At 68.6% G+C, this 18,294-nt stretch carries 16 protein-coding genes; 8 read left to right on the top strand and 8 right to left on the bottom strand.

The window, feature by feature from the left end; genetic code table 11:
- Nucleotide 1: 1 nt before the first annotated feature.
- From EV646_RS26815 to EV646_RS26805, 3 genes are all read right to left on the bottom strand, one after another.
- Entirely contained in the window at nt 2–3,301 is a 3,300-nt protein-coding gene (locus EV646_RS26815; RefSeq protein WP_132153332.1) for an ATP-binding protein, read from the bottom strand.
- A gap of 86 nt (nt 3,302–3,387) precedes the next feature.
- Nucleotides 3,388–5,931, bottom strand: a complete 2,544-nt coding sequence (locus tag EV646_RS26810) for an ABC transporter permease (RefSeq protein ID WP_132153330.1) — start codon at nt 5,929–5,931, stop codon at nt 3,388–3,390.
- Nucleotides 5,932–5,934: 3 nt separating this feature from the next.
- Entirely contained in the window at nt 5,935–6,702 is a 768-nt protein-coding gene (locus tag EV646_RS26805; RefSeq protein ID WP_241996348.1) for an ABC transporter ATP-binding protein, read from the bottom strand.
- A gap of 220 nt (nt 6,703–6,922) precedes the next feature.
- Between EV646_RS26805 and EV646_RS26800 the strand changes: the two genes are divergently transcribed.
- Together EV646_RS26800 and EV646_RS26795 are read left to right on the top strand one after the other, a co-directional pair.
- Nucleotides 6,923–8,212, top strand: a complete 1,290-nt coding sequence (locus EV646_RS26800) for a GAF domain-containing sensor histidine kinase (protein WP_158291026.1) — start codon at nt 6,923–6,925, stop codon at nt 8,210–8,212.
- 1 nt (nt 8,213) lies between these two features.
- Entirely contained in the window at nt 8,214–10,232 is a 2,019-nt protein-coding gene (locus EV646_RS26795; protein WP_132153326.1) for a hypothetical protein, read from the top strand.
- Here the strand turns inward: EV646_RS26795 and EV646_RS26790 are convergent.
- Nucleotides 10,192–10,566: a response regulator gene (locus tag EV646_RS26790; protein ID WP_132153324.1), complete on the bottom strand. Its 375-nt coding sequence runs from the start codon at nt 10,564–10,566 to the stop codon at nt 10,192–10,194. The genes EV646_RS26795 and EV646_RS26790 overlap by 41 nt on opposite strands.
- Before the next feature lie 91 nt (nt 10,567–10,657).
- Nucleotides 10,658–11,338, bottom strand: coding sequence for a response regulator transcription factor (locus EV646_RS26785; RefSeq protein ID WP_132153322.1), 681 nt, complete (start codon nt 11,336–11,338; stop codon nt 10,658–10,660).
- Nucleotides 11,339–11,405: 67 nt separating this feature from the next.
- Here EV646_RS26785 and EV646_RS26780 point away from each other — a divergent pair, with 67 nt between their 5' ends.
- Complete coding sequence (locus tag EV646_RS26780) at nt 11,406–11,918, top strand: 2'-5' RNA ligase family protein (protein WP_132153320.1); 513 nt, start codon at nt 11,406–11,408, stop codon at nt 11,916–11,918.
- On the opposite strand, the gene EV646_RS26775 is transcribed toward EV646_RS26780, so the two are convergent.
- Nucleotides 11,919–12,638 carry an IclR family transcriptional regulator gene (locus EV646_RS26775; protein WP_012922430.1) on the bottom strand — a complete coding sequence of 240 codons (720 nt, stop codon included), beginning with the start codon at nt 12,636–12,638 and terminating at the stop codon, nt 11,919–11,921. It lies immediately after the preceding gene.
- A 167-nt stretch (nt 12,639–12,805) separates the two neighbouring features.
- Here EV646_RS26775 and leuC point away from each other — a divergent pair, with 167 nt between their 5' ends.
- The 5 genes from leuC (at nt 12,806) to EV646_RS26750 (ending at nt 17,309) form a co-directional block, all read left to right on the top strand.
- Nucleotides 12,806–14,236 carry a 3-isopropylmalate dehydratase large subunit gene (gene leuC, locus EV646_RS26770; protein ID WP_132153318.1) on the top strand — a complete coding sequence of 477 codons (1,431 nt, stop codon included), beginning with the start codon at nt 12,806–12,808 and terminating at the stop codon, nt 14,234–14,236.
- 14 nt (nt 14,237–14,250) lie between these two features.
- Entirely contained in the window at nt 14,251–14,850 is a 600-nt protein-coding gene (gene leuD, locus EV646_RS26765; protein ID WP_132153316.1) for a 3-isopropylmalate dehydratase small subunit, read from the top strand.
- Between the two features lie 292 nt (nt 14,851–15,142).
- The gene (gene corA, locus EV646_RS26760) at nt 15,143–16,285 is read left to right on the top strand and encodes a magnesium/cobalt transporter CorA (RefSeq protein ID WP_132153314.1); all 1,143 of its coding nucleotides are present in this window, start codon (nt 15,143–15,145) and stop codon (nt 16,283–16,285) included.
- A gap of 63 nt (nt 16,286–16,348) precedes the next feature.
- The gene (locus EV646_RS26755) at nt 16,349–16,531 is read left to right on the top strand and encodes a hypothetical protein (protein ID WP_132153312.1); all 183 of its coding nucleotides are present in this window, start codon (nt 16,349–16,351) and stop codon (nt 16,529–16,531) included.
- A gap of 217 nt (nt 16,532–16,748) precedes the next feature.
- Complete coding sequence (locus EV646_RS26750; RefSeq protein ID WP_132153310.1) at nt 16,749–17,309, top strand: HU family DNA-binding protein; 561 nt, start codon at nt 16,749–16,751, stop codon at nt 17,307–17,309.
- Between the two features lie 96 nt (nt 17,310–17,405).
- Here the strand turns inward: EV646_RS26750 and EV646_RS26745 are convergent, their stop codons facing one another.
- Together EV646_RS26745 and cofC are read right to left on the bottom strand one after the other, a co-directional pair.
- Complete coding sequence (locus EV646_RS26745) at nt 17,406–17,612, bottom strand: hypothetical protein (protein WP_132153308.1); 207 nt, start codon at nt 17,610–17,612, stop codon at nt 17,406–17,408.
- 1 nt (nt 17,613) lies between these two features.
- Nucleotides 17,614–18,285: a 2-phospho-L-lactate guanylyltransferase gene (gene cofC, locus EV646_RS26740; RefSeq protein ID WP_132153306.1), complete on the bottom strand. Its 672-nt coding sequence runs from the start codon at nt 18,283–18,285 to the stop codon at nt 17,614–17,616.
- Nucleotides 18,286–18,294 lie beyond the last annotated feature (9 nt).

Here is an 18,294-nt window from a genome sequence, read left to right as displayed (position 1 = left end):
CTCAGAAGAGATCCCGCTGCTCACGCATCCATTGCGCGACCAGCGGGATCTTCCATTCCGCGCACAGCTCCAGCGCCCTCGCGGCGTGCCGGGCAGCGATGTCCCGCTCGCCCGCGGCCCTGGCGGCCAAGGCCAGGAAGGCGTCCACCGGGCCGATCGCCACCGAGAACCCGGCGCTGCAGACTCGTCCGGCGTACGGGCTCAGCCACTGATACAGCGCTCGCCCCGCCTCGGGTTGCTCCAGCGCGAAGGCGACCTCGGCCGCGATGCAGTGGTGGTGCATCGCCACCCAGTCATCAGTCGAGGGGGCCAGGTAGCCAGTGCCCAGTGCGCGCGCCTCGTCCAGCCGGCCGGCCCGCACGAGCATCCACTGGATCGTGAGGTCGAACGGCATCGGACTGACCCCCACCAGCGCTTGGAACGCCGGGATCATGTCTGCGATGCGGCCCTGCCACAGTTTGTTGCACGCGTAGCCGGCGACTATCGATTCGTGCCGCTGCGGCATCGAAGCACCGGTCATGAGTTCGCGCCTCGCCTCGATGATCCGCTCGGCTTCGGCGAATCGCCCTTGCATCGCCAGCCACGGTGACTCGAGCTCGCCCAGCACGATCAGCGCATACAACAGCCGCCGCGGCTCAGCGATCGCCCTGGTGCGGCTGATCTCGTCCCACATCTCCGCGACCAGCCCGAGTTCACCGGCAACAATGGCCCGGAGGGTCCGGGCGAGCACCTCCCGGATCGGATCGGCTCGCTCGACCGCGATGGCGATGGCCTCGTCGGCCAGCCGAAGCCGGTCCGGTCCGGTCGCCGGACGCCAGCTGGCGATGAACGCCGCCTGACACGCCCACACCAGCAGGGCGGGATCGCCGAGTCTGCGTGCCATCGCCATGCCCTGCTCCACCAACGCTTCCCGGTACGCCGGCGCGTCGGTGTGGTACAGCTCGGTCGCCAGGACGAGAAGTGCTCGGCAGCGCAGCTCACCGTCCTCGGCCGGCAGCTCCCGCAGCGCACGTCGCAGTACGGCGATCATGTACTGATCCGACTGCCCGTAGACACGTGTCTGCCACAAGGCGGCCTCTGTGGTGCCGACGGCGGCCTGCGTCATGCGTACGACGTCCCCCAGCTTCGCCGCCTGATGGGCAGCAGCTGTGAGTGCAGCATTCACGCCGTCCCGATCGACCGACCAACGGCAAGCGTCGGCTCGTGCCATCAAGAGGTCGTACCGGTCGAGCGGAGTGGCGGATCCGTCCGCTTGCTGCACCTCAAGTGCGTCTGCGAGCAGCGCCGCGGCCTCCTCGTACGCGTACAGCCGCCCCGCCAATTCGGCGGCTTCAGCCGCTGCACGCCACGCTCGTGCCGCATGCGCCGGCCCGGCAGCCAGCCAGTGCCGCGCCGTCTCCGACGGTGCCGCGCCCGCACCGTCCAGCACACTCGCGATCGCCGCATGACGGCGAGCGCGCCGGGCAGCCGGCAGACCAGCGTGTACCACGTCCCGCACGAGCGCATGAGCGAACCGGAACCGCTCCACCCGGTCTCCCTCGGCAATCACCCCCGCAGCCAGCGCAGGATCGAGCTGGTCCAGTACGTCGTCCTCGTCGCGCCCACCGGCTGCCGCGAGTACGGCAAGGTCGAACTCACGCCCGATGACAGCAGCGGTTCGCAACAGATCGCCGGTCGGCTCCGGCAGCCGCGCCACCCGGCGGGCAACGACATCGGTTACCGCTGCGGGCACCTCGCTGCTGCCGTCACGGAGAAGCTCAACGAGGAAGAACGGGTTTCCATCCGTACGCTCGCGCAACGCCTCGGCTTCACGGGTGCCGGGCTTGCGATGCGTCGCGACCTCGATCAGAGCAGCCGCCTCGGCCGTCGACAGCCCTTGCAGGTCGAGGCGCAGCGCGTGCCGCCGCCCAAGGCTCTCAGCCACCTGTGCGAGCGGACCCGTCAGCTCGGGAGCGGCTCTGCGCGTCGCCACGACCAGCAGCCGACCGGTGTCGAGCATGTCCGCCAGATGCCCAAGCAACTTGAGCGAAGACGGTGCAGCCCAGTGCAGATCGTCAAGGATCACGAGCAGCGGTCGCACCGCCGATGCCGCGACGAGAACGTCCGCCATCAGGTTCCACAGCCGGAACCGCGCCGCCTCCACGTCCTCCGGAAGCGTTTGATCACCGGACTCCAACCGCCCCATCAGCTCGGCCGCTGCGGGCAGATCGTCAGCCAGTCCCCGCAGAACTCCCATCCACGGCCACATCGGGGGAGCACCCTCGTCCTCCGAACACCGCCCAGTCAGTACGGCGAACCCACGCGAACGCGCCCGCGCCCCGAGCTCCGCCGCCAGCCTGGACTTGCCGATCCCCGGTTCTCCAACCAGTACGGCGAACTGCGGCTCCGCCGTCGCCTGGTCCAGCAGTTGCTCGAGCGCTTCGATCTCGGCTGCCCTGCCCACAAAGGAGGCGGAAGCGCGTGGGGCTCCGTTGATCGGCTTCGATCGCCAGACGAGCGCCGGGTCCTGACGCAGTACGGCGGTCTCCAAGCCGCGCAGCGTCGTACCAGGGTCCAGCCCCAGCTCGTCGGCCAGGACGTGGCGTACCCGGCGCAACGCCTCGAGGGCGTCGGCCTGCCTGCCGGCGCCGGCCAGTGCCAGCACCCGCAACGTCCAGAGCCGTTCCCGCAAAGGGTGTTCGGCGGTCAGCGCTTCCAACTCGGCGGCCACGGTCAGGTGCTGGCCGAGTGCCAGCCGGGCGACCGCACGGTCCTCCAGCGCCACCAGCCGCAGCTCTTCGAGCCGGGCGCGTTCCGCAGTAGCCACCGGGATGTCGTCCAGGTCCGTGTACGGCGTACCTCGCCACAGCGCCAGCGCATCGTCGAGCTCACTGACGACGCTGTTCAGTTCGCCAGGGGCGAGATCGGGTGCGGTGATCGACCCTGACGCCTCGTCCGACCAGTTGCCGAGTCGACGATGGGCCGCGTTCACGGCCGAGGCGAACAACCCGGAGTCGATGCCGTGCTCGGGCAGCCGAAGGGCGTATCCCGGTGCGACTGTGACCACCACGGTCGGCAGCGTGCGGGCCGGACGACCCGGCTCCAGTGCCTTGCGTACGCCGGCGAGATACACCTGCAGCGTCGGCAGCGCGCTCGGTGGAGGGGAGTCCCGCCACAGCATGTCGATCAAGCTGTCCACCGCCACCGGCTGGCCGCCGTACAGCGCCAAAGCCGAAAGCAGCATCCGCTGCTTCCGGCCACCAAGCTCCACCGGCGCCCCGTCCCGAAGGACCTCCGCCGCCCCAAGGATCCCCACCCTCATGACGTGAGGGTACGTCCAAGCGCCCGCACCCCAACAGAACCCGAAGGCCCGGACCACGAGGTCCGGGCCTTCGGCAATCGCCCTTCTCAGTCCGCCACCACCGCCTTGAGTACGTCGACCTTCGCGGCGGATCGGGCCGGCCCGATGGCCGCCAGCACTCCGGCCACCGCGGCGAGGACCACGTACAGCGTCACCTGCACGCCGGGGATCGAGATGGCCTTGATGCCCTCGTCCGCGAGTGCCTGCGAAAGGGCGAGCCCCAAGCCGATACCGAGGGCGGCGCCGGCCAGCGCACCGATCAGCGAGATCACCACCGCCTCCCAGCGCACCATCGCCCGGACCTGGTTCCGCGTCATGCCGACCGCCCGGAGCAGGCCCAGCTCGCGGGTCCGCTCGAAAACCGACAGCACCAGGGTGTTGACGATGCCCAGCAGGGCGATCAGGACCGCCAGCAGCAGCATCACTGTGACGAAGGTGAGCAGCTTGTCGATGAACCCGCTCGCCTCCTTCTCGAATCCCTTGCGGTCGAGCACCTTCGCGTCAGGGTGGTCCGCGAGAGCCGCGGTGATCGCCTGTTGGACGGTCGACCGGTCAGCGCCCGGCGCGAGCCTGACCAGGCCCGAGCTGGTCAACTGCTGGCCGGCGGCGGCTGTTTGGGCCGCGATGCTGATGATGAAGTCGTCGCCGATCCAGCCCTTGCCGTTGTAGATGCCGACAATGCGCAGGTCGTGCTTGCCCGTTGCGGCGAACTCACTCTGGATGACGTCGCCGAGCTTCCACCCGTGGGACGTAGCGGCGGACTGCGCCACCACGACTCCGGAAGTGCCGAGTGCTGCGACGGAGCCGGCCGACACGCCCAGGTTCAGCCCGTCCGCCGCGGTTGCCGGGTCGACAGCCGAGTAACTCGAATCCGCTCCGTCGAAGCGTGCCTCGCCCCAGCCGCTGGCAGTCACCGAACTGACGCCGGAGACGCCCTTGACCACCTTGATCACCTCGGGGCTGAACCCAGGTGCCTGGGCGCTCGACGTCGTGACGAACAGGTCGGCATTGATCGAGTCCCCGATCACGTCGCCGAAGGAGGCCTTCAGCGACGAGGCGAACACGCCCATGCTGACGACCAGCGTCAGACCGACCATCAGCGCGGCCGCGGTGGACGACGTACGGCGTGGGTTGCGCATCGCGTTCTGCCTGGCCAGTTCGCCGGGCATGCCTCGCAGCCGCAGCGGAATGCCGATCAGCGATGCGAGCGGACGGGCGGCAGCCGGCAGCAGCATCAGGACGCCGACGATGATGGCCAGCAGGCTGGGACCGAACAGCTTCATGCTCAGGTCGGCGTAGAGGGTCGAGAACAGCCCGGCCAGACCGAAGCTGGTCACGACGGCACCGGCGATGATGCGCTTCTTCGTCGGGTTGCCGGCGCCAGGCACCGCATCACGCAAAGCCTCGACCGGTAGCACCTTCGTGGCCCGGTAAGCCGGGACGAGAGCCGCCACGACGGTGACCAGGGTGCCGACCAGCAGCGACACCACGATGGTGCGGGGTTCCACCTGCATCGACGTACTGGGCAGGCTGAAGCCGACCGCATCCATCAGGAGATTGAGGCCCTTGGCGACAAGCAGGCCGAGACCGAGGCCGACGCCCGAGGCGAGAAGGCCGAGCAGCAGAGCCTCGACGATCAGACTCCGGTTCACCTGCCGCCGGGTGGCGCCGATGGCTCGCAGCAGGGCGATCTCGCGGGACCGCTGGGTGATCGTCATGGTGAACGTGTTCCAGATGATGAAGGAACCGACGAACAGGGCGATACCGGCGAAGATCATGAACAGCACGGTGACGAACTTGAGGTCCTCGTTCACCGCGTCGGCGGATTCCTTCACCACGGTCGCCCCGGTGACGGCTTCGGCGCCGTCAGGCAGCACCGCGTTGATCCGTTGCGCCAGCTCGGCCGGGGCCACACCTGGCTCGGCGCTGACGCTGATCGAGTCGAACACGCCGGGTGCGCCCAGCACCTGCTGGGCGGTGGCGGAGTCGAAGTAGGCCCCCGTCGTACCGCCGAGATTCTTCTCGCCGCCGAAGCCGACGGTGCCGACCACAGTGAAGATCTGCGTCGGGCCGTTGAAGAGCACCTTGATGGTGGAACCGAGCGCGATGTGGTGCTCCTCGGCGCTGGTGGCGTCGATCGCGACCTGGTGCGCACCTGATGGCGCGGCGCCGGTGAGGAGCTTGACGTCACCTCGCAGCGCGGGATCGGCCGGCAGGCTGTAGCCCATGGTGGGAGCTCCGCCGCTGGTCAGCACGGCACGGCCGGCGTTGTCGGTCAGCAGCGCATAGCCACTCACCGAGCCCTCGGCGGTGCGGACCCCGTCGGCCTTGCGTACCTGGGTGAGAACGCCGGCGGGGATGGGCGCCCGGCTGGTGCTGATGCCTTCGGACTGGCTGTAGGCGGCTTCGGCGCGGACGACCGCGTCGGTACCGGCGGAGACCTTGCCGAACAGCTGATCGAAGGCCAGGCGCATGGTGTCGGTCAGGACGAGGGTGCCGGCCAGGAACGCGACCCCCAGCGCGATCGAGGCCACGGTCAGGACGAGTCGCACCTTGTGCGCGAGCATGCCGCGCAGCGTTGCGGTGAACATGGCTCAGGCTCCTAGGTGCTTCATGAAGTCGAGTACGGCGTCGGCCGTCGGCTCGAACATCTCGTCGACGACGTGCCCGTCGGCCAGGAACAGGACCCGGTCGGCGTAGCTGGCGGCCGTCGGGTCGTGGGTGACCATCACGACCGTCTGGCCGAGCTCCTTGACGGCTTTGCGCAGGAAGCCGAGCAGTTCGGTTCCCGCGGCGGAGTCGAGCGCACCGGTGGGCTCGTCCGCGAAGACGATCTGCGGACGCGAAGCGAGCGCGCGAGCCGCGGCCACCCGTTGCTGCTGCCCACCGGACAGTTCGGTCGGGCGATGGGTCAGCCGGTCGGCGAGCCCCAGCTTGTCGACGATCGACTTGACCCAGACTTCGTCGGGCTTGCGCCCGGCGATGCGGATCGGCAGGACGATGTTCTCCGCGGCGCTCATCGTCGGCAGCAGGTTGAACGATTGGAAGATGAAGCCGATCTGGTCTCGGCGCAGCAGCGTGAGCGCCTTGTCGTTGAGTGAGGTGAGCTGAGTGTCGCCGAGGAACACCTCACCCGAGGTGGGCCGGTCGAGGCCGGCGAGCATGTGCAGCAAGGTCGACTTGCCCGAGCCGGACGGCCCCATGATCGCGGTGAACATGCCGGCCTCGAGGCTGACATAGACGTCTTTGAGCGCGGCGATGGTCGCGTCGCCGGTGCCGTAGAACTTGCTGACGCCCTCGGCCCGGGCTGCGGCCGTCACCGGAGCGGTGCTGCTTCCGGTCATGCTGATGGTGGCAGACATGTGTGATTTCTCCCTGTGCCTGGATTCGTGGTGCCTGGTTTCGACCCCCCGGTCGAGCGGTGTGATCCCAGCAAAGACGTTCCTGTCGCCTGATCCCATCGGGCTGGGCACACGGCACCTGGGCGCTGGCCGCGGGCAATCGGCGGACGATCGTGCGGCTGACCCCACCCTGGGGGTTCGGGTACTCCCATCCCGGCGTCGGTGGGCGCACACTGCAGAGGTGAAGTTGTGGGGGCGTTGGCGGACCGGCCGTGAACAACTCGCCGCTCTGCTGGTGCTGGGCGGGCTCGTGGTGTTCGTGGTGCTGGTGTACGTCGTCATCGTTCTGGGCGGCGGTGCGCTGATCGGCCACACCTCGTCGCCGCACGCGGGGCTGTCGGTGCTGGCGACCGCGGTGGTGGCGTTGTCCTTCGGGCGGGTGCAGTCACGGCTCGAGGACGTCATGTCGCGGTTGGTGCATGGCGGATCGCAGTCGCCGTACGAGGTCCTGAGCCGGTTCTCGCCGGCGGTGACCGGCGGTTCGGCGAAGGATGACCTACCGGCCAGGATGGCTGAAGTACTGGCCGGTGGGACGGGAGCGAAGGCAGCGCAGGTGTGGCTGATGGTGGACGGCCGACTGAGGCTCGCCGCAACCTGGCCCGCCGATGGAGCCGCAGTCGGCGACGTGCCCGGCCGACGGGAGTTGCCGGTGCGCCAGGCCGGCGAACTGCTGGGCGTTCTGGTCGTGCAGGAACACGAGAACGTACCGCTCACTCCGGTCGAGGAACGGCTCTTCGCAGGACTGGCGAACCAGGCCGGAATGGTCCTGCGCGGCGCGCGGTTACGGGCCGAGCTCGTGCACCGGCTCGCGGAACTGTCCAGGCTGGCGGAGGAACTGCGAAGGTCGAGGCAACGACTCGTCGACGCTCAGGACGCCGAGCGGAAACGGCTGGAGCGCGACATCCACGACGGCGCTCAACAGCATCTGGTCGCGCTCGCAGTCAACCTGAGGCTTGCCCACACCCTGGCCGGACGGTCGCCTGAGCGGGCCGATCGGCTGCTTGCGGAGCAGTGCAAGGCGGCCACCGTAACCATCGAGACGATCACCAGTCTCTCGCGCGGCATCTACCCGAGCCTGCTCGTCGACGAAGGGCTTGCCGTCGCGCTCCGGACGGCGATCTCCTGGAGCCCGCTGCCGGCCGAACTGGTCGCGGGTGACGTCGGCCGATACCCGGCGGGCGTTGAGGCCGCGGCGTACTTCTGCGCGCTGGAGGCGCTGCAGAACTCCGCCAAGCACTCATCGGCGAAGGCGATCCGCCTGGAACTGCGGGGCGGTCCCGCACTCCTGGAGGTGACGGTCCAAGACGATGGTGCCGGGTTCGATCTGAAGGCCGCGCCGGCCGGCACAGGTCTGATCAACATGCGTGATCGGGTCGAGTCCGCCGGTGGCACGCTGACCATCGAGACGACACCCTCGGGCGGCACCTTGGTAGCAGCGAGCCTGCCGGGTGCGCGCCGGCCGGGGGACTGACATGTACGCGCGAGCGGCCTGGGTGCTGACGGCGCTTACTGTGCTCATCGCCGGCGGCGACGTCTGGGTCACCTCGGCCTACCGGCCGCTGCTGTCCGAGGAAGCCGTCGCCGTCCACGGGTTCCCGTTTGTCACCGCCGCGGTCGTGGGATGCGCGGCGATGGGCGCGCTGATCGTGGCCCGGTGGGCGCGGCACCCGATCGGCTGGCTGCTCTGCCTGACCGGCTTCCTCTCGTCGATCTCGTTGCTGACCGAGGCGTACGGCGTGTGGGTGGTCTCGGCCGACGGGCCGGGGTCGCGGAGCCTCGGCGGAATCGCAGGCTGGATCGCCGCCCTGCTGGGTGGACAGTGTGCCCTGGCTCTGCTGACCATCCTCTTCCTGGTTGCGCCGGACGGCCGGCTCCTGTCCCGCCGTTGGCGCGCCGCGGTGGTCGTGGCGCTGGTGGGGTACGCCGGTTACGCCGGCAGCCTGCTCACCCTGTCGCCGGCCGAGTTCGACATCGATCGGCAGGAGGTCGGCGGGCCGATCGGCAGTCTGTTGTCCCTGGTGGGTCTGCCTTTCATCGCCGGCGGCCTGGTCGCCTCGATGGTGTCCATGGTCCTCCGGCTGCGCCGGAGCCGGGGAGTGCAGCGGCAGCAGTTGCGGCTGATCGCACTGTCGGTGGTGTTCGTTGCCCTGAGCTTCGTCTTCCTTCTCGTCGTCCAGCTCTTCAATGGCGGACGGCAGACCTGGATCGCGAGCCTCCCACTGTTCTTCTCCTACTTCTGTCTACCGCTGCTGTTCGCCGTCGCGGTCCTGCGTTACCGGCTGTTCGATCTGGACCTGATCATCAACCGGGCCGTCGTCCTTGCCCTGGGCACCATCTTTGCCGGCATCGGCTACGCCGGTCTGGTCCTTGCGGTCGCAGCCCTCCTCAACACCCGGACCAGTGGATTCTGGCTGTCGCTGCTCGCCACCGCGCTGGTCGCTGTCGCGTTCCAGCCGCTCCGTCAACGGATCGTCCGGGTGGCGAACCGGCTGGCCTATGGCGCCAGGGCGCTGCCTTACGAGGCGCTCTCCGAGTTCGGCCGTCGGCTCGCGGAACCCCCGTCACCGAGTGCCCTGCTGCCTGCTGTCGCGGAAGCGGCCGGGCGCGCGGTTTCCGCGCGGACCTCGACCGCAGTCCTGCAGGTTCCAGACCGGGTGGGAATCTCGGGCGTCTGGCCCGGCCCTGCCGGCGGAACACCGGACTTCCAGGTGCCTGTCCGGCAAGGTGGCGACACCCTCGGCAGCATCGGCGTCACGATGCCGAAGGGGCGCGGGCTCCGGCCCGCGGACGAGCAACTGCTGCACGATCTGGCCGACCAAACCGCGCTGGCATTCCGCAACGCTGCGATGGAGTCCGAACTGGCAGGGCATGTCGCTGCCCTCGATCGCACGACCGATGCGCTGGCGGAGTCCAGGCGAAGGATCATCGCTGCCGATGACGCCACTCGCCGCGAACTGGAGTCCGCGATCTCCCAGGAGGTGCTGTCCCATCTCGAGCTGATGCCCGGGCGGCTGAGTGGCCTCAGCGTGGCGGAGTCGGGAAGCGCGGCGACGGACGAGATCGAGCAACTCGTCGACGATACAAACGCGGCACTCGAGTCGCTGCGCGTACTGACCCGGGGGCTGTTCCCCACCCAGCTTGCCAGGGCAGGGCTGGCCCGCGCGCTCAGGTCACACCTGGCGCGGAACGGTCAGGCGATCGCGCTGCACGTCGAGCCGTCGGCCGACCGGCGGTTCGCGACGCGGGTCGAGGCGGCGGTCTACTTCTGCTGTGTGGAGTCCGTGCGCGCCGGCACCGTGGCGGCCCGGATCGACCTCCGGATCGTCGCAGCGGAGCTGGTCGTGCAGATCCGTGGCGTGGCCCGCGACCAGATCGACGTACAGGCGATCGTCGACCGGGTCGAGGCGGCGGGTGGCCGGCTGTGGCTCGATGAGGCGGGTCTGCTGTCGGTCAGAATTCCGGTCGACGCCGACGAGCCCACGCGGCAGTGAGCAAGTCCGGACCGAACGCGGCCTTGGCCAGGTACGACGCAGCTCCACAGCCGGAGATGTCGAAATCGTCCTGGTCATAGGTCGAGAGCAGTACGACGATCGGCGGGTCGGCGTCCCGGGTGATCCGCCGGGTGGCCTCGATGCCATTGATGCCAGGCAGGTTGACGTCCATCAGCACGAGGCCCGGGCGCAGGCTGGTGACGGCGAGCAGCGCCTCCTCGCCGGACGAGGTGGACGCGACGACGACGAAACCGTCCGTCTCCGACACGACGGCGGCGATCGCCCGGCGGAACGGCTCCTGGTCGTCCACGATCAGGACGCGTACGTCGGCCACTGGCTCACCTCCTCACCGCCATCGTGGCCGATAAGGCACCGAGGCGACATGGTGTTGTCCGCCTGACTGGTGCGGCTGACCCCCACCGTCGTCAGTGCTCGGCCGGCCCTCCGGTCGCCTCGAGGAAGGCGAGGACGGCCATGACGCGACGGTTGACGTCGGACTCGTCGGCCAGGCCGAGTTTCTGGAAGACCGAGCTGATGTGTTTCTCGACGGCCCGGGTGCTCATGAAGAGGGCTTTGGCCGTCGCCTCGTTGCTGCGGCCGGCGGCGAGTTCCTGGAGGACCTCGCGCTCCCGATCGGTCAGGCCGGGCAAAGGCGACCGCGCTTCCTGTGCCTTTCGCGCCAGCAGACCCTCGACGACTCTGGAATCGAGGACGGAGCCGCCGCGCGCAACGTCGTACAGGGCTCGCAGCAGCTCGTCGCGTTGCGACACCCGTTCTTTCAGCAGGTACCCGAGGCCGGCGACGCCGTCGGACAGGAGGTCGAAGGCGTAGTCGTCCTCGACGTACTGGGACAGCACGACGACCCCGATCGACGGGTGGTCGGCGCGAATCCGCTTGGCGGCGTCGATGCCCTCGGTCGTGAATGTGGGCGGCATCCGGATGTCGGTCAGGACGGCGTCCGGCCGGTACCGGGCCACGGACTCCAGCAGTGCGGCAGGATCGGTGACCACGTCGACGAGCTCGACATCGTCGGCCTCGGTCAGCAGCGCGGAGATGCCTTCGCGCACGAGGAAGTTGTCATCCGCAAAGACAACTCGCAACGCCACAGCACTCACTGTAGGCCCGCCGTCCAGGCCTGCATGCTGTTCTGGCGATCCGGCCTACCGTGGTGGTGTGGCACTCGCCGTGTGTTTGCTGTTCGACCGGCGGTCCGAGCGGATCCTTCGGGGACTCTGGGATCGGCTGGAGGAGCTCGGCGTACCGACCCTGAAGTCACACACGCACGGTCGGCACGTGCCGCACCTGTCGCTCGCGGTGCTGCGCGAGTGGGACCACGACAAAGTGATGAAGGCTGTCCAGCCACTGATGGACGGCGGGCCTGTCAACCTTTACTTCGATGCGCTCGGAACGTTCCGGCGCGGCCGGGCCTGGCTGGTGCCTGCGGTTGGTGTGGAGGTGCTGCACCGACAGGAGCAGGCGGTTTCGGCGGTCACTGCGACCGGGGCCGATCTGCATCGGCACTACCAACCGGGTCGCTGGGTGCCGCACTGCACCCTCGCACCTCGCGTGCCACTGGTCGCGCTGCCGATTCTTGCGGCGGCCGTGTACGACGTACTGCCGCTCGAGACGACTGCTGACCATGCCGCCTTGATCGACAGCGGCACGGGGCAGGTCTGGCCGCTCTAGTTACTCGGAGGCGCGGCGGAGGGCTTCGGAGAGGCGTTCGGCGGCGGCCATCACGGCGGGGGCGTGCATGCGGCCGGGCTGGCGGGAGAGACGTTCGATCGGGCCGGAGACGGAGACTGCGGCGATCACCTTGCCACTGGGGGAGCGGACCGGAGCGGAGACGGACGCGACGCCCTGCTCGCGTTCGCCGACGGAGTGGGCCCAGCCACGGCGTCGGACGCCGGCCAGCGCCGCGGCGTTGAAGGTGGCGTTGTGGAGACCGCGGTGCATCCGCTCCGGGTCCTCCCAGGCAAGCAGTATTTGCGCAGCCGACCCGGCCGCCATGGTCAGCTGACTGCCGACTGGGACCGTGTCCCGAAGACCCGACGGACGCTCTGCAGCGGCGACGCAGACGCGGTACTCACCCTGCCGGCGGAACAACTGCGCCGACTCACCGGTGATGTCGCGCAGTCGCGCCAGCACCGGACCCGCCGTCGCGAGCAGCCGGTCCTCACCAGCAGCCGAGGCCAACTCGCTGAGTCGCGGTCCGAGCACGAACCGTCCCTGCATGTCCCGGCCGACCAGACGGTGGTGCTCCAGCGCCACCGCCAAGCGGTGTGCCGTTGGTCGGGCCAGTCCCGTGGCCGCCACCAGTCCGGCCAGGGTCGCCGGCCCGGACTCGAGCGCGGACAGAACCAGGGCTGCTTTGTCGAGAACGCCGACTCCGCTAGAGTTGTCCATGAGACGATATTGCCGTCTCGAATCGTGGAACGCAAGTCGCTTCCGGTGCCTAATGCGGAGCACGCTACGAAGACGCAGTCGGAGCACTGTGAGCGAGAGCACCTCACCACAAGACTCACCCGACCGGGGCGGTGGGGCGGGAAAAGTATCCAAGGAGGAGAAGTCTGATGGGTAGGACGTTGTCGGAAAAGGTCTGGGATGCGCACGTCGTGCGCCATGCCGACGGAGAGCCCGACCTCCTCTACATCGACCTCCATCTGGTGCACGAGGTGACCAGCCCGCAGGCCTTCGACGGCCTCCGGCTGGCCGGCCGGCCAGTACGGCGCCCGGACCTGACCATCGCCACCGAGGACCACAACGTCCCGACGTACGACGTGGACAAGCCGATCGCCGACCCCGTGTCGCGGACCCAGGTCGACACGCTGCGCAAGAACGCCGAGGAGTTCGGCATCCGGATCCACACCCTGGGCGACCCGGACCAGGGCGTCGTCCACGTCATCGGCCCGCAGCTCGGCCTGACCCAGCCCGGTATGACCGTGGTCTGCGGTGACAGCCACACCAGCACCCACGGTGCGTTCGGCGCGATCGCCTTCGGCATCGGCACCAGCGAGGTCGAGCACGTGCTCGCCACCCAGACCCTGATGCAGGCCCGGCCGAAGACGATGGCTGTCACGGTCGACGGCGTACTGCCCGACGGCGTCTCCGCGAAGGACCTGGTGCTGGCGCTGATCGCGAAGGTCGGCACCGGCGGCGGCCAGGGCTACATCGTCGAGTACCGCGGCGAGGCGATCCGCGCGCTGAGCATGGAAGCCCGGATGACGATCTGCAACATGTCGATCGAGTGGGGCGCCAAGGCCGGCATGATCGCGCCGGACGAGACCACCTTCGCCTACCTGCAGGACAAGCCGCACGCGCCGCAGGGTGTCGACTGGGAAGCCGCGGTCGAGTACTGGAAGAGCCTCGCCACCGACGAGGACGCCACCTTCGACCGCGAGGTCGTCCTGCGCGCCGAGGACATCGCCCCGTTCGTCACCTGGGGCACCAACCCCGGCCAGGGCATCCCGCTGTCGGAGAACGTCCCGTCGCCGGACGACTTCGACAACGAGAACGACAAGGTCGCGGCTGAGCGTGCGCTGGAGTACATGGGCCTGACCGCCGGTACGCCGATGCGCGAGATCCACGTGGACACGGTGTTCCTGGGCTCCTGCACCAACGGCCGGATCGAGGACCTGCGGGCCGCGGCCGGGGTGCTGGCCGGCCGGAAGGTTGCCGAGGGCACCAGGATGCTGGTGGTCCCGGGTTCGGGCCGGGTCCGGCTGCAGGCCGAGGCCGAGGGTCTGGACCGCATCTTCAAGGACGCCGGGGCGGAATGGCGTGGCGCCGGCTGCTCGATGTGCCTGGGCATGAACCCGGACCAGCTCGCCCCGGGTGAGCGCAGCGCCTCCACCTCGAACCGCAACTTCGAAGGCCGGCAGGGCAAGGGCGGCCGGACCCACCTGGTCTCGCCGCTGGTTGCCGCCGCCACCGCCGTCACCGGAACCCTCGCGGCCCCGGCGGATCTGCCGCCGGTCGACGTCGCCGTACCCGAGAACGTCTGAGGAGCAACGGAATCATGGAAGCCTTCACCCAGCACATCGGTACGGCGGCTCCGCTGCGCCGCAGCAACGTCGACACCGACCAGATCATCCCGGCCGTCTACCTGAAGCGGGTCACTCGGACGGGCTTCGAGGACGGCCTGTTCGCGGCCTGGCGCAACGATCCGTCCTTCGTACTCAACCAGCCCGAGTACGACGGTGTCTCGGTGCTCGTGGCCGGGCCGGACTTCGGCACCGGATCGTCGCGGGAGCATGCGGTCTGGGCCCTGCTCGACTACGGCTTCCGGGTCGTGGTGTCGTCGCGGTTCGGTGACATCTTCCGCGGCAACTCGGGCAAGGCCGGGCTGCTCGCGGCCCTGGTGACGCAGGACGTCGTGGAGCAGCTGTGGACCACGATCGAGGCCGACCCGGGCACCAAGGTCACGGTTGACCTGGAGAACAAGACGATCTCGGCCGGGGACGTGTCCGCACCGTTCGAGATCGACGACTACACCCGGTACCGGCTGCTGAACGGCTTGGACGACGTCGGCATCACCTTGTCGCACGCGGACGAGATCGCTGCCTACGAAGCGACCCGGCCGTCCTTCAAGCCGGCCACCCTGCCCGCCAAGGCCTAGTTCGTACGCCGAGCTTTCGCCCATCCCCACTGTGGGGGTGGGCGAAACCTTTGTGTAACGGACAGAACATCCGTGGCGATAACTCTGGTGTTACCCTTCTGGGGTTGTCAGTACAAGGCTTGCGAGATCAGGGAGGTGAGGCGCTGATGAACAGCAGCGAACCCTCCAGACATACCGATCTCGCTCGACCTTGAGATCTGAGTTCTCTCTCTTTTCTTGATGCGGCCCTCTGGGTCGCGGGGGTCGGGCAGACGCGTGCCCACACACCCGCACCACCGCATCTGGGGGACTCATGTCCGACCTTCGTATCCGTCCGCTGCGTGCGTTCAGCCGCACCCCCTTCCGCGCTCCCCGCCGGCCCGCTCCGGAGCCGGCCGAGCTGCAGATCCGCGACACCGCCCCGAAGCCCAAGGGACACAGCGTCGTCGACAGTGCGATCTACTGTGACGGCCGCCGGGTCGCGTCGCCGGAGTCGCTGGCCGAGACCTATCGCGTCCTGCACAAGGCGCCGCAGAGCCTGGCCTGGATCGGCCTGTATCGGCCGGACCGCCGCGAACTCGCCTCCCTGGCCCAGGAGTTCGACCTGCACGAGCTCGCCATCGAGGACGCCAACGAGGCCCACCAGCGGCCGAAGCTGGAGCGGTACGGCGACACGTTGTTCGTCGTACTGAAGGCCGCTCGCTACCGGGACGCGACCGAGGAGGTCGAGTTCGGCGAGGTGCACGTGTTCGTCGGCCCGGACTTCGTGGTGACGGTCCGGCATGCCGAAGCGCCGAATCTGGCCGCCGTACGGCGCCGGGTCGAGCGCGACCCCGAGTTGCTCAACCGCGGTACCGAAGCCGTGCTCTACGCGATCATGGACAAGGTCGTGGACGGTTACGCGCCGGTGGTCGCCGGTCTCGAGAACGACATCGACGAGATCGAGACCGAGGTGTTCCGCGGCGATCCCAAGGTGTCGCGGCGTATCTACGAACTGTCCCGCGAGGTGATCGAGTTCCAGCGCGCCACCAGGCCGCTGGTCGGCATGCTCGAGGCTTTGCGCGGCGGCTTCGAGAAGTACGGCGTCGACGAGGAACTGCAACGTTCACTGCGTGACGTCGCCGACCACGTCACCGAGGTGGTGGAGAAGGTCGACGGGTTCCGCGAACTGCTGCGCGACATCCTGACCGTGAACGCGACCCTGGTCGCGCAGCAGCAGAACGAGGAGATGAAGAGCCTCGCGATCGCCAGCAGCGAGCAGAACGAAGAGGTGAAGCGGATCTCCGCGTGGGCGGCGATCCTGTTCGCGCCGACCCTGATCGGCACCGTCTACGGGATGAACTTCGACAACATGCCGGAACTGCACTGGCAGTACGGGTACCCGTTCGCGATCGCCTTGATGGCGTTGGTGTGTGGAGGTCTGCACCAGATCTTCAAGCGCCGCGGCTGGCTCTGAATGCGGGCGGCCCGGCGCGGGCACTAGTCTCCTGAGTCACCTGTTGAGCTTTGGAGGCGGACCATGTGGTTGTTCCTGCGCCGGCGACTGATCTGGTGGGTGGTGCTGGCGATCGCCGTACCGTTGCTGGATTACCTGCTGGGCAAAGTGAGTGACGAGTTGCGGGCCAGGAAGGGCGAGTCCGGGGTCACCCGCGGCCTCGACATGGCCCGCTCAGGCCTGCGAACAGTGCGCGGCAAGCGCTGATGAGGTGGTCCCTCGAGTGGTCACTGTTGGGGACCGGATCGTTGCTCTGAAGGGATTCGGGGACCCGATCCGGGCCGATTCGGGCGAAATTGTGGCACGAATCGCCCAAAACAAGGACGAATTGCCGCGTTGGTGTTTGTGAACGGCGTGTTGAGTCCATAACGTTCACGTGAGATCGAGCGCTGTGCTCGACGCCTAGTGTTCACGGAGGGAAGCAGTGAACAAGAGCCAGTTGGTCGAAGCGCTCGCAGTGCACTTCGACGGAAACCGCCGCCAGGCCCAGCACGCGCTGGAATCGGTGATCGACACCGTCCAGCGTGAGCTGACCAAGAAGGGCGGCAAGGTCGCCATCACCGGGTTCGGTGCCTTCGAGGCCATCGAGCGTGGTGCTCGCATCGTCCGCAACCCGCGGACCGGTGAGACCAAGCGCGCCAAGAAGACCACGGTTCCGAAGTTCCGCGCCGGTGCGGAGCTGAAGGCCGTTGTCTCCGGTGCGAAGAAGCTGCCGAAGCTGGTCGTGCCGAAGCCGGCCGCGACCGCCACCAAGGCGGCCGCCCCGGCGAAGAAGGCCGCCGCGGCGACCAAGACCGCAGCCACCAAGACCGTCGCCAAGAAGGCGCCGGCCAAGAAGGCCCCGGCCAAGACCGTTGCCAAGAAGGCGCCGGCCAAGACCGTTGCCAAGAAGGCTCCGGCCAAGAAGGCGACCGTTGCCAAGAAGGCGCCGGCCAAGAAGGCCCCCGCCAAGAAGGCTCCGGCGAAGCGCGCAACCGCCCGCTGACCTTCAAGCACTGCAGCACCGCAACACCAGCGAAGGCCGGTCACCCCACTCCAGGGGCGACCGGCCTTCGCTCTGTCACGATGCCTCCGGCAACGTTTACAGCTCGGTGATGAAGTCCACCTTGGTGATGCTGAGACCTGCTCCGGAACCCGTGGTTTGCAGGCGAACCCGTTGCCCGACGCGGAGATGACGCACCGGGGTGTCGGCAACGGCGTGCACGGTGAAGGGCAGTTCGACACCGGTATCGGTCAGCACCGCACCCGAGAAGGTCTCGGTGTCGTAGCGGCTCACAGTTGCTTGCATGTCAGCAGGCTAGACCCTCGGTCCCCGTCGCGGCACCGAGCACCAGCGACATCACCTCCGCTGTTGCTGGACCCACTCCAAGTTGTACGGCGTGGGCCAAATCAGCCGCGGTGTCGACGTCACGCCGTACCGACTCGATGCCCGTCAGTTCGATCGAGACCGCACCGGACGCTTGGTGGGCTAGTGCGGAACCCACGCCGAAGCGTGGATCCAGCGAGGCACCCGGAGTCGCCGCGAGCAACGTCGTACCGGTGCCAGGAAGGTCGACGACGAACGACCGCGGCGCCACACAGGCCGCGAGTACGGCGGTCAGTTCGGCGGGGCGCAGGGCGGGGAGATCGGCCGAGAGGGCAGCGACTCCGTTGTCCGGGAACTCCGCAGCGGCGACAGCGGCTCCGTGCAGCAAGGCCTCGTTGAGACCCGTGGCGGGCAGGTCTGGGATCACCCGCGCACCCACGGCCGTGACGTCCGCGGCGACGACAGGATCGTCGGTGACGACCAGTACGGCGCGGACCAGGGGAGAGGCGAGCGCGGCCGCAGTAGTGTCGACCGCGAAGGCGCGAGCGAGCTCCGGACGGTGCTGTGGGTAGGCGGCAGCGAGCCGGCTCTTCGCGATCGCCGTACGCTTCACCGGGACTACCAGGGTCCAGGGAGCGACCTGTACGTCTGCCATCAGGCAGGA

The organism is Kribbella antiqua (assembly GCF_004345665.1).
Taxonomy (GTDB): Bacteria; Actinomycetota; Actinomycetes; order Propionibacteriales; family Kribbellaceae; genus Kribbella; species Kribbella antiqua.
This window is presented reverse-complemented; position numbering and strand designations above follow the sequence as displayed.

Bases quoted from the DNA above. Each gene is read 5' to 3' on its own strand.
- EV646_RS26815 (WP_132153332.1), bottom strand. From the start codon at position 3,301: ATGAGGGTGGGGATCCTTGGGGCGGCGGAGGTCCTTCGGGACGGGGCG.
- EV646_RS26810 (WP_132153330.1), bottom strand. From the start codon at position 5,931: ATGTTCACCGCAACGCTGCGCGGCATGCTCGCGCACAAGGTGCGACTC.
- EV646_RS26805 (WP_241996348.1), bottom strand. From the start codon at position 6,702: ATGTCTGCCACCATCAGCATGACCGGAAGCAGCACCGCTCCGGTGACG.
- EV646_RS26795 (WP_132153326.1), top strand. From the start codon at position 8,214: ATGTACGCGCGAGCGGCCTGGGTGCTGACGGCGCTTACTGTGCTCATC.
- EV646_RS26775 (WP_012922430.1), bottom strand. From the start codon at position 12,638: ATGGACAACTCTAGCGGAGTCGGCGTTCTCGACAAAGCAGCCCTGGTT.
- leuC (WP_132153318.1), top strand. From the start codon at position 12,806: ATGGGTAGGACGTTGTCGGAAAAGGTCTGGGATGCGCACGTCGTGCGC.
- leuD (WP_132153316.1), top strand. From the start codon at position 14,251: ATGGAAGCCTTCACCCAGCACATCGGTACGGCGGCTCCGCTGCGCCGC.
- corA (WP_132153314.1), top strand. From the start codon at position 15,143: ATGTCCGACCTTCGTATCCGTCCGCTGCGTGCGTTCAGCCGCACCCCC.
- EV646_RS26755 (WP_132153312.1), top strand. From the start codon at position 16,349: ATGTGGTTGTTCCTGCGCCGGCGACTGATCTGGTGGGTGGTGCTGGCG.
- EV646_RS26745 (WP_132153308.1), bottom strand. From the start codon at position 17,612: ATGCAAGCAACTGTGAGCCGCTACGACACCGAGACCTTCTCGGGTGCG.
- cofC (WP_132153306.1), bottom strand. From the start codon at position 18,285: ATGGCAGACGTACAGGTCGCTCCCTGGACCCTGGTAGTCCCGGTGAAG.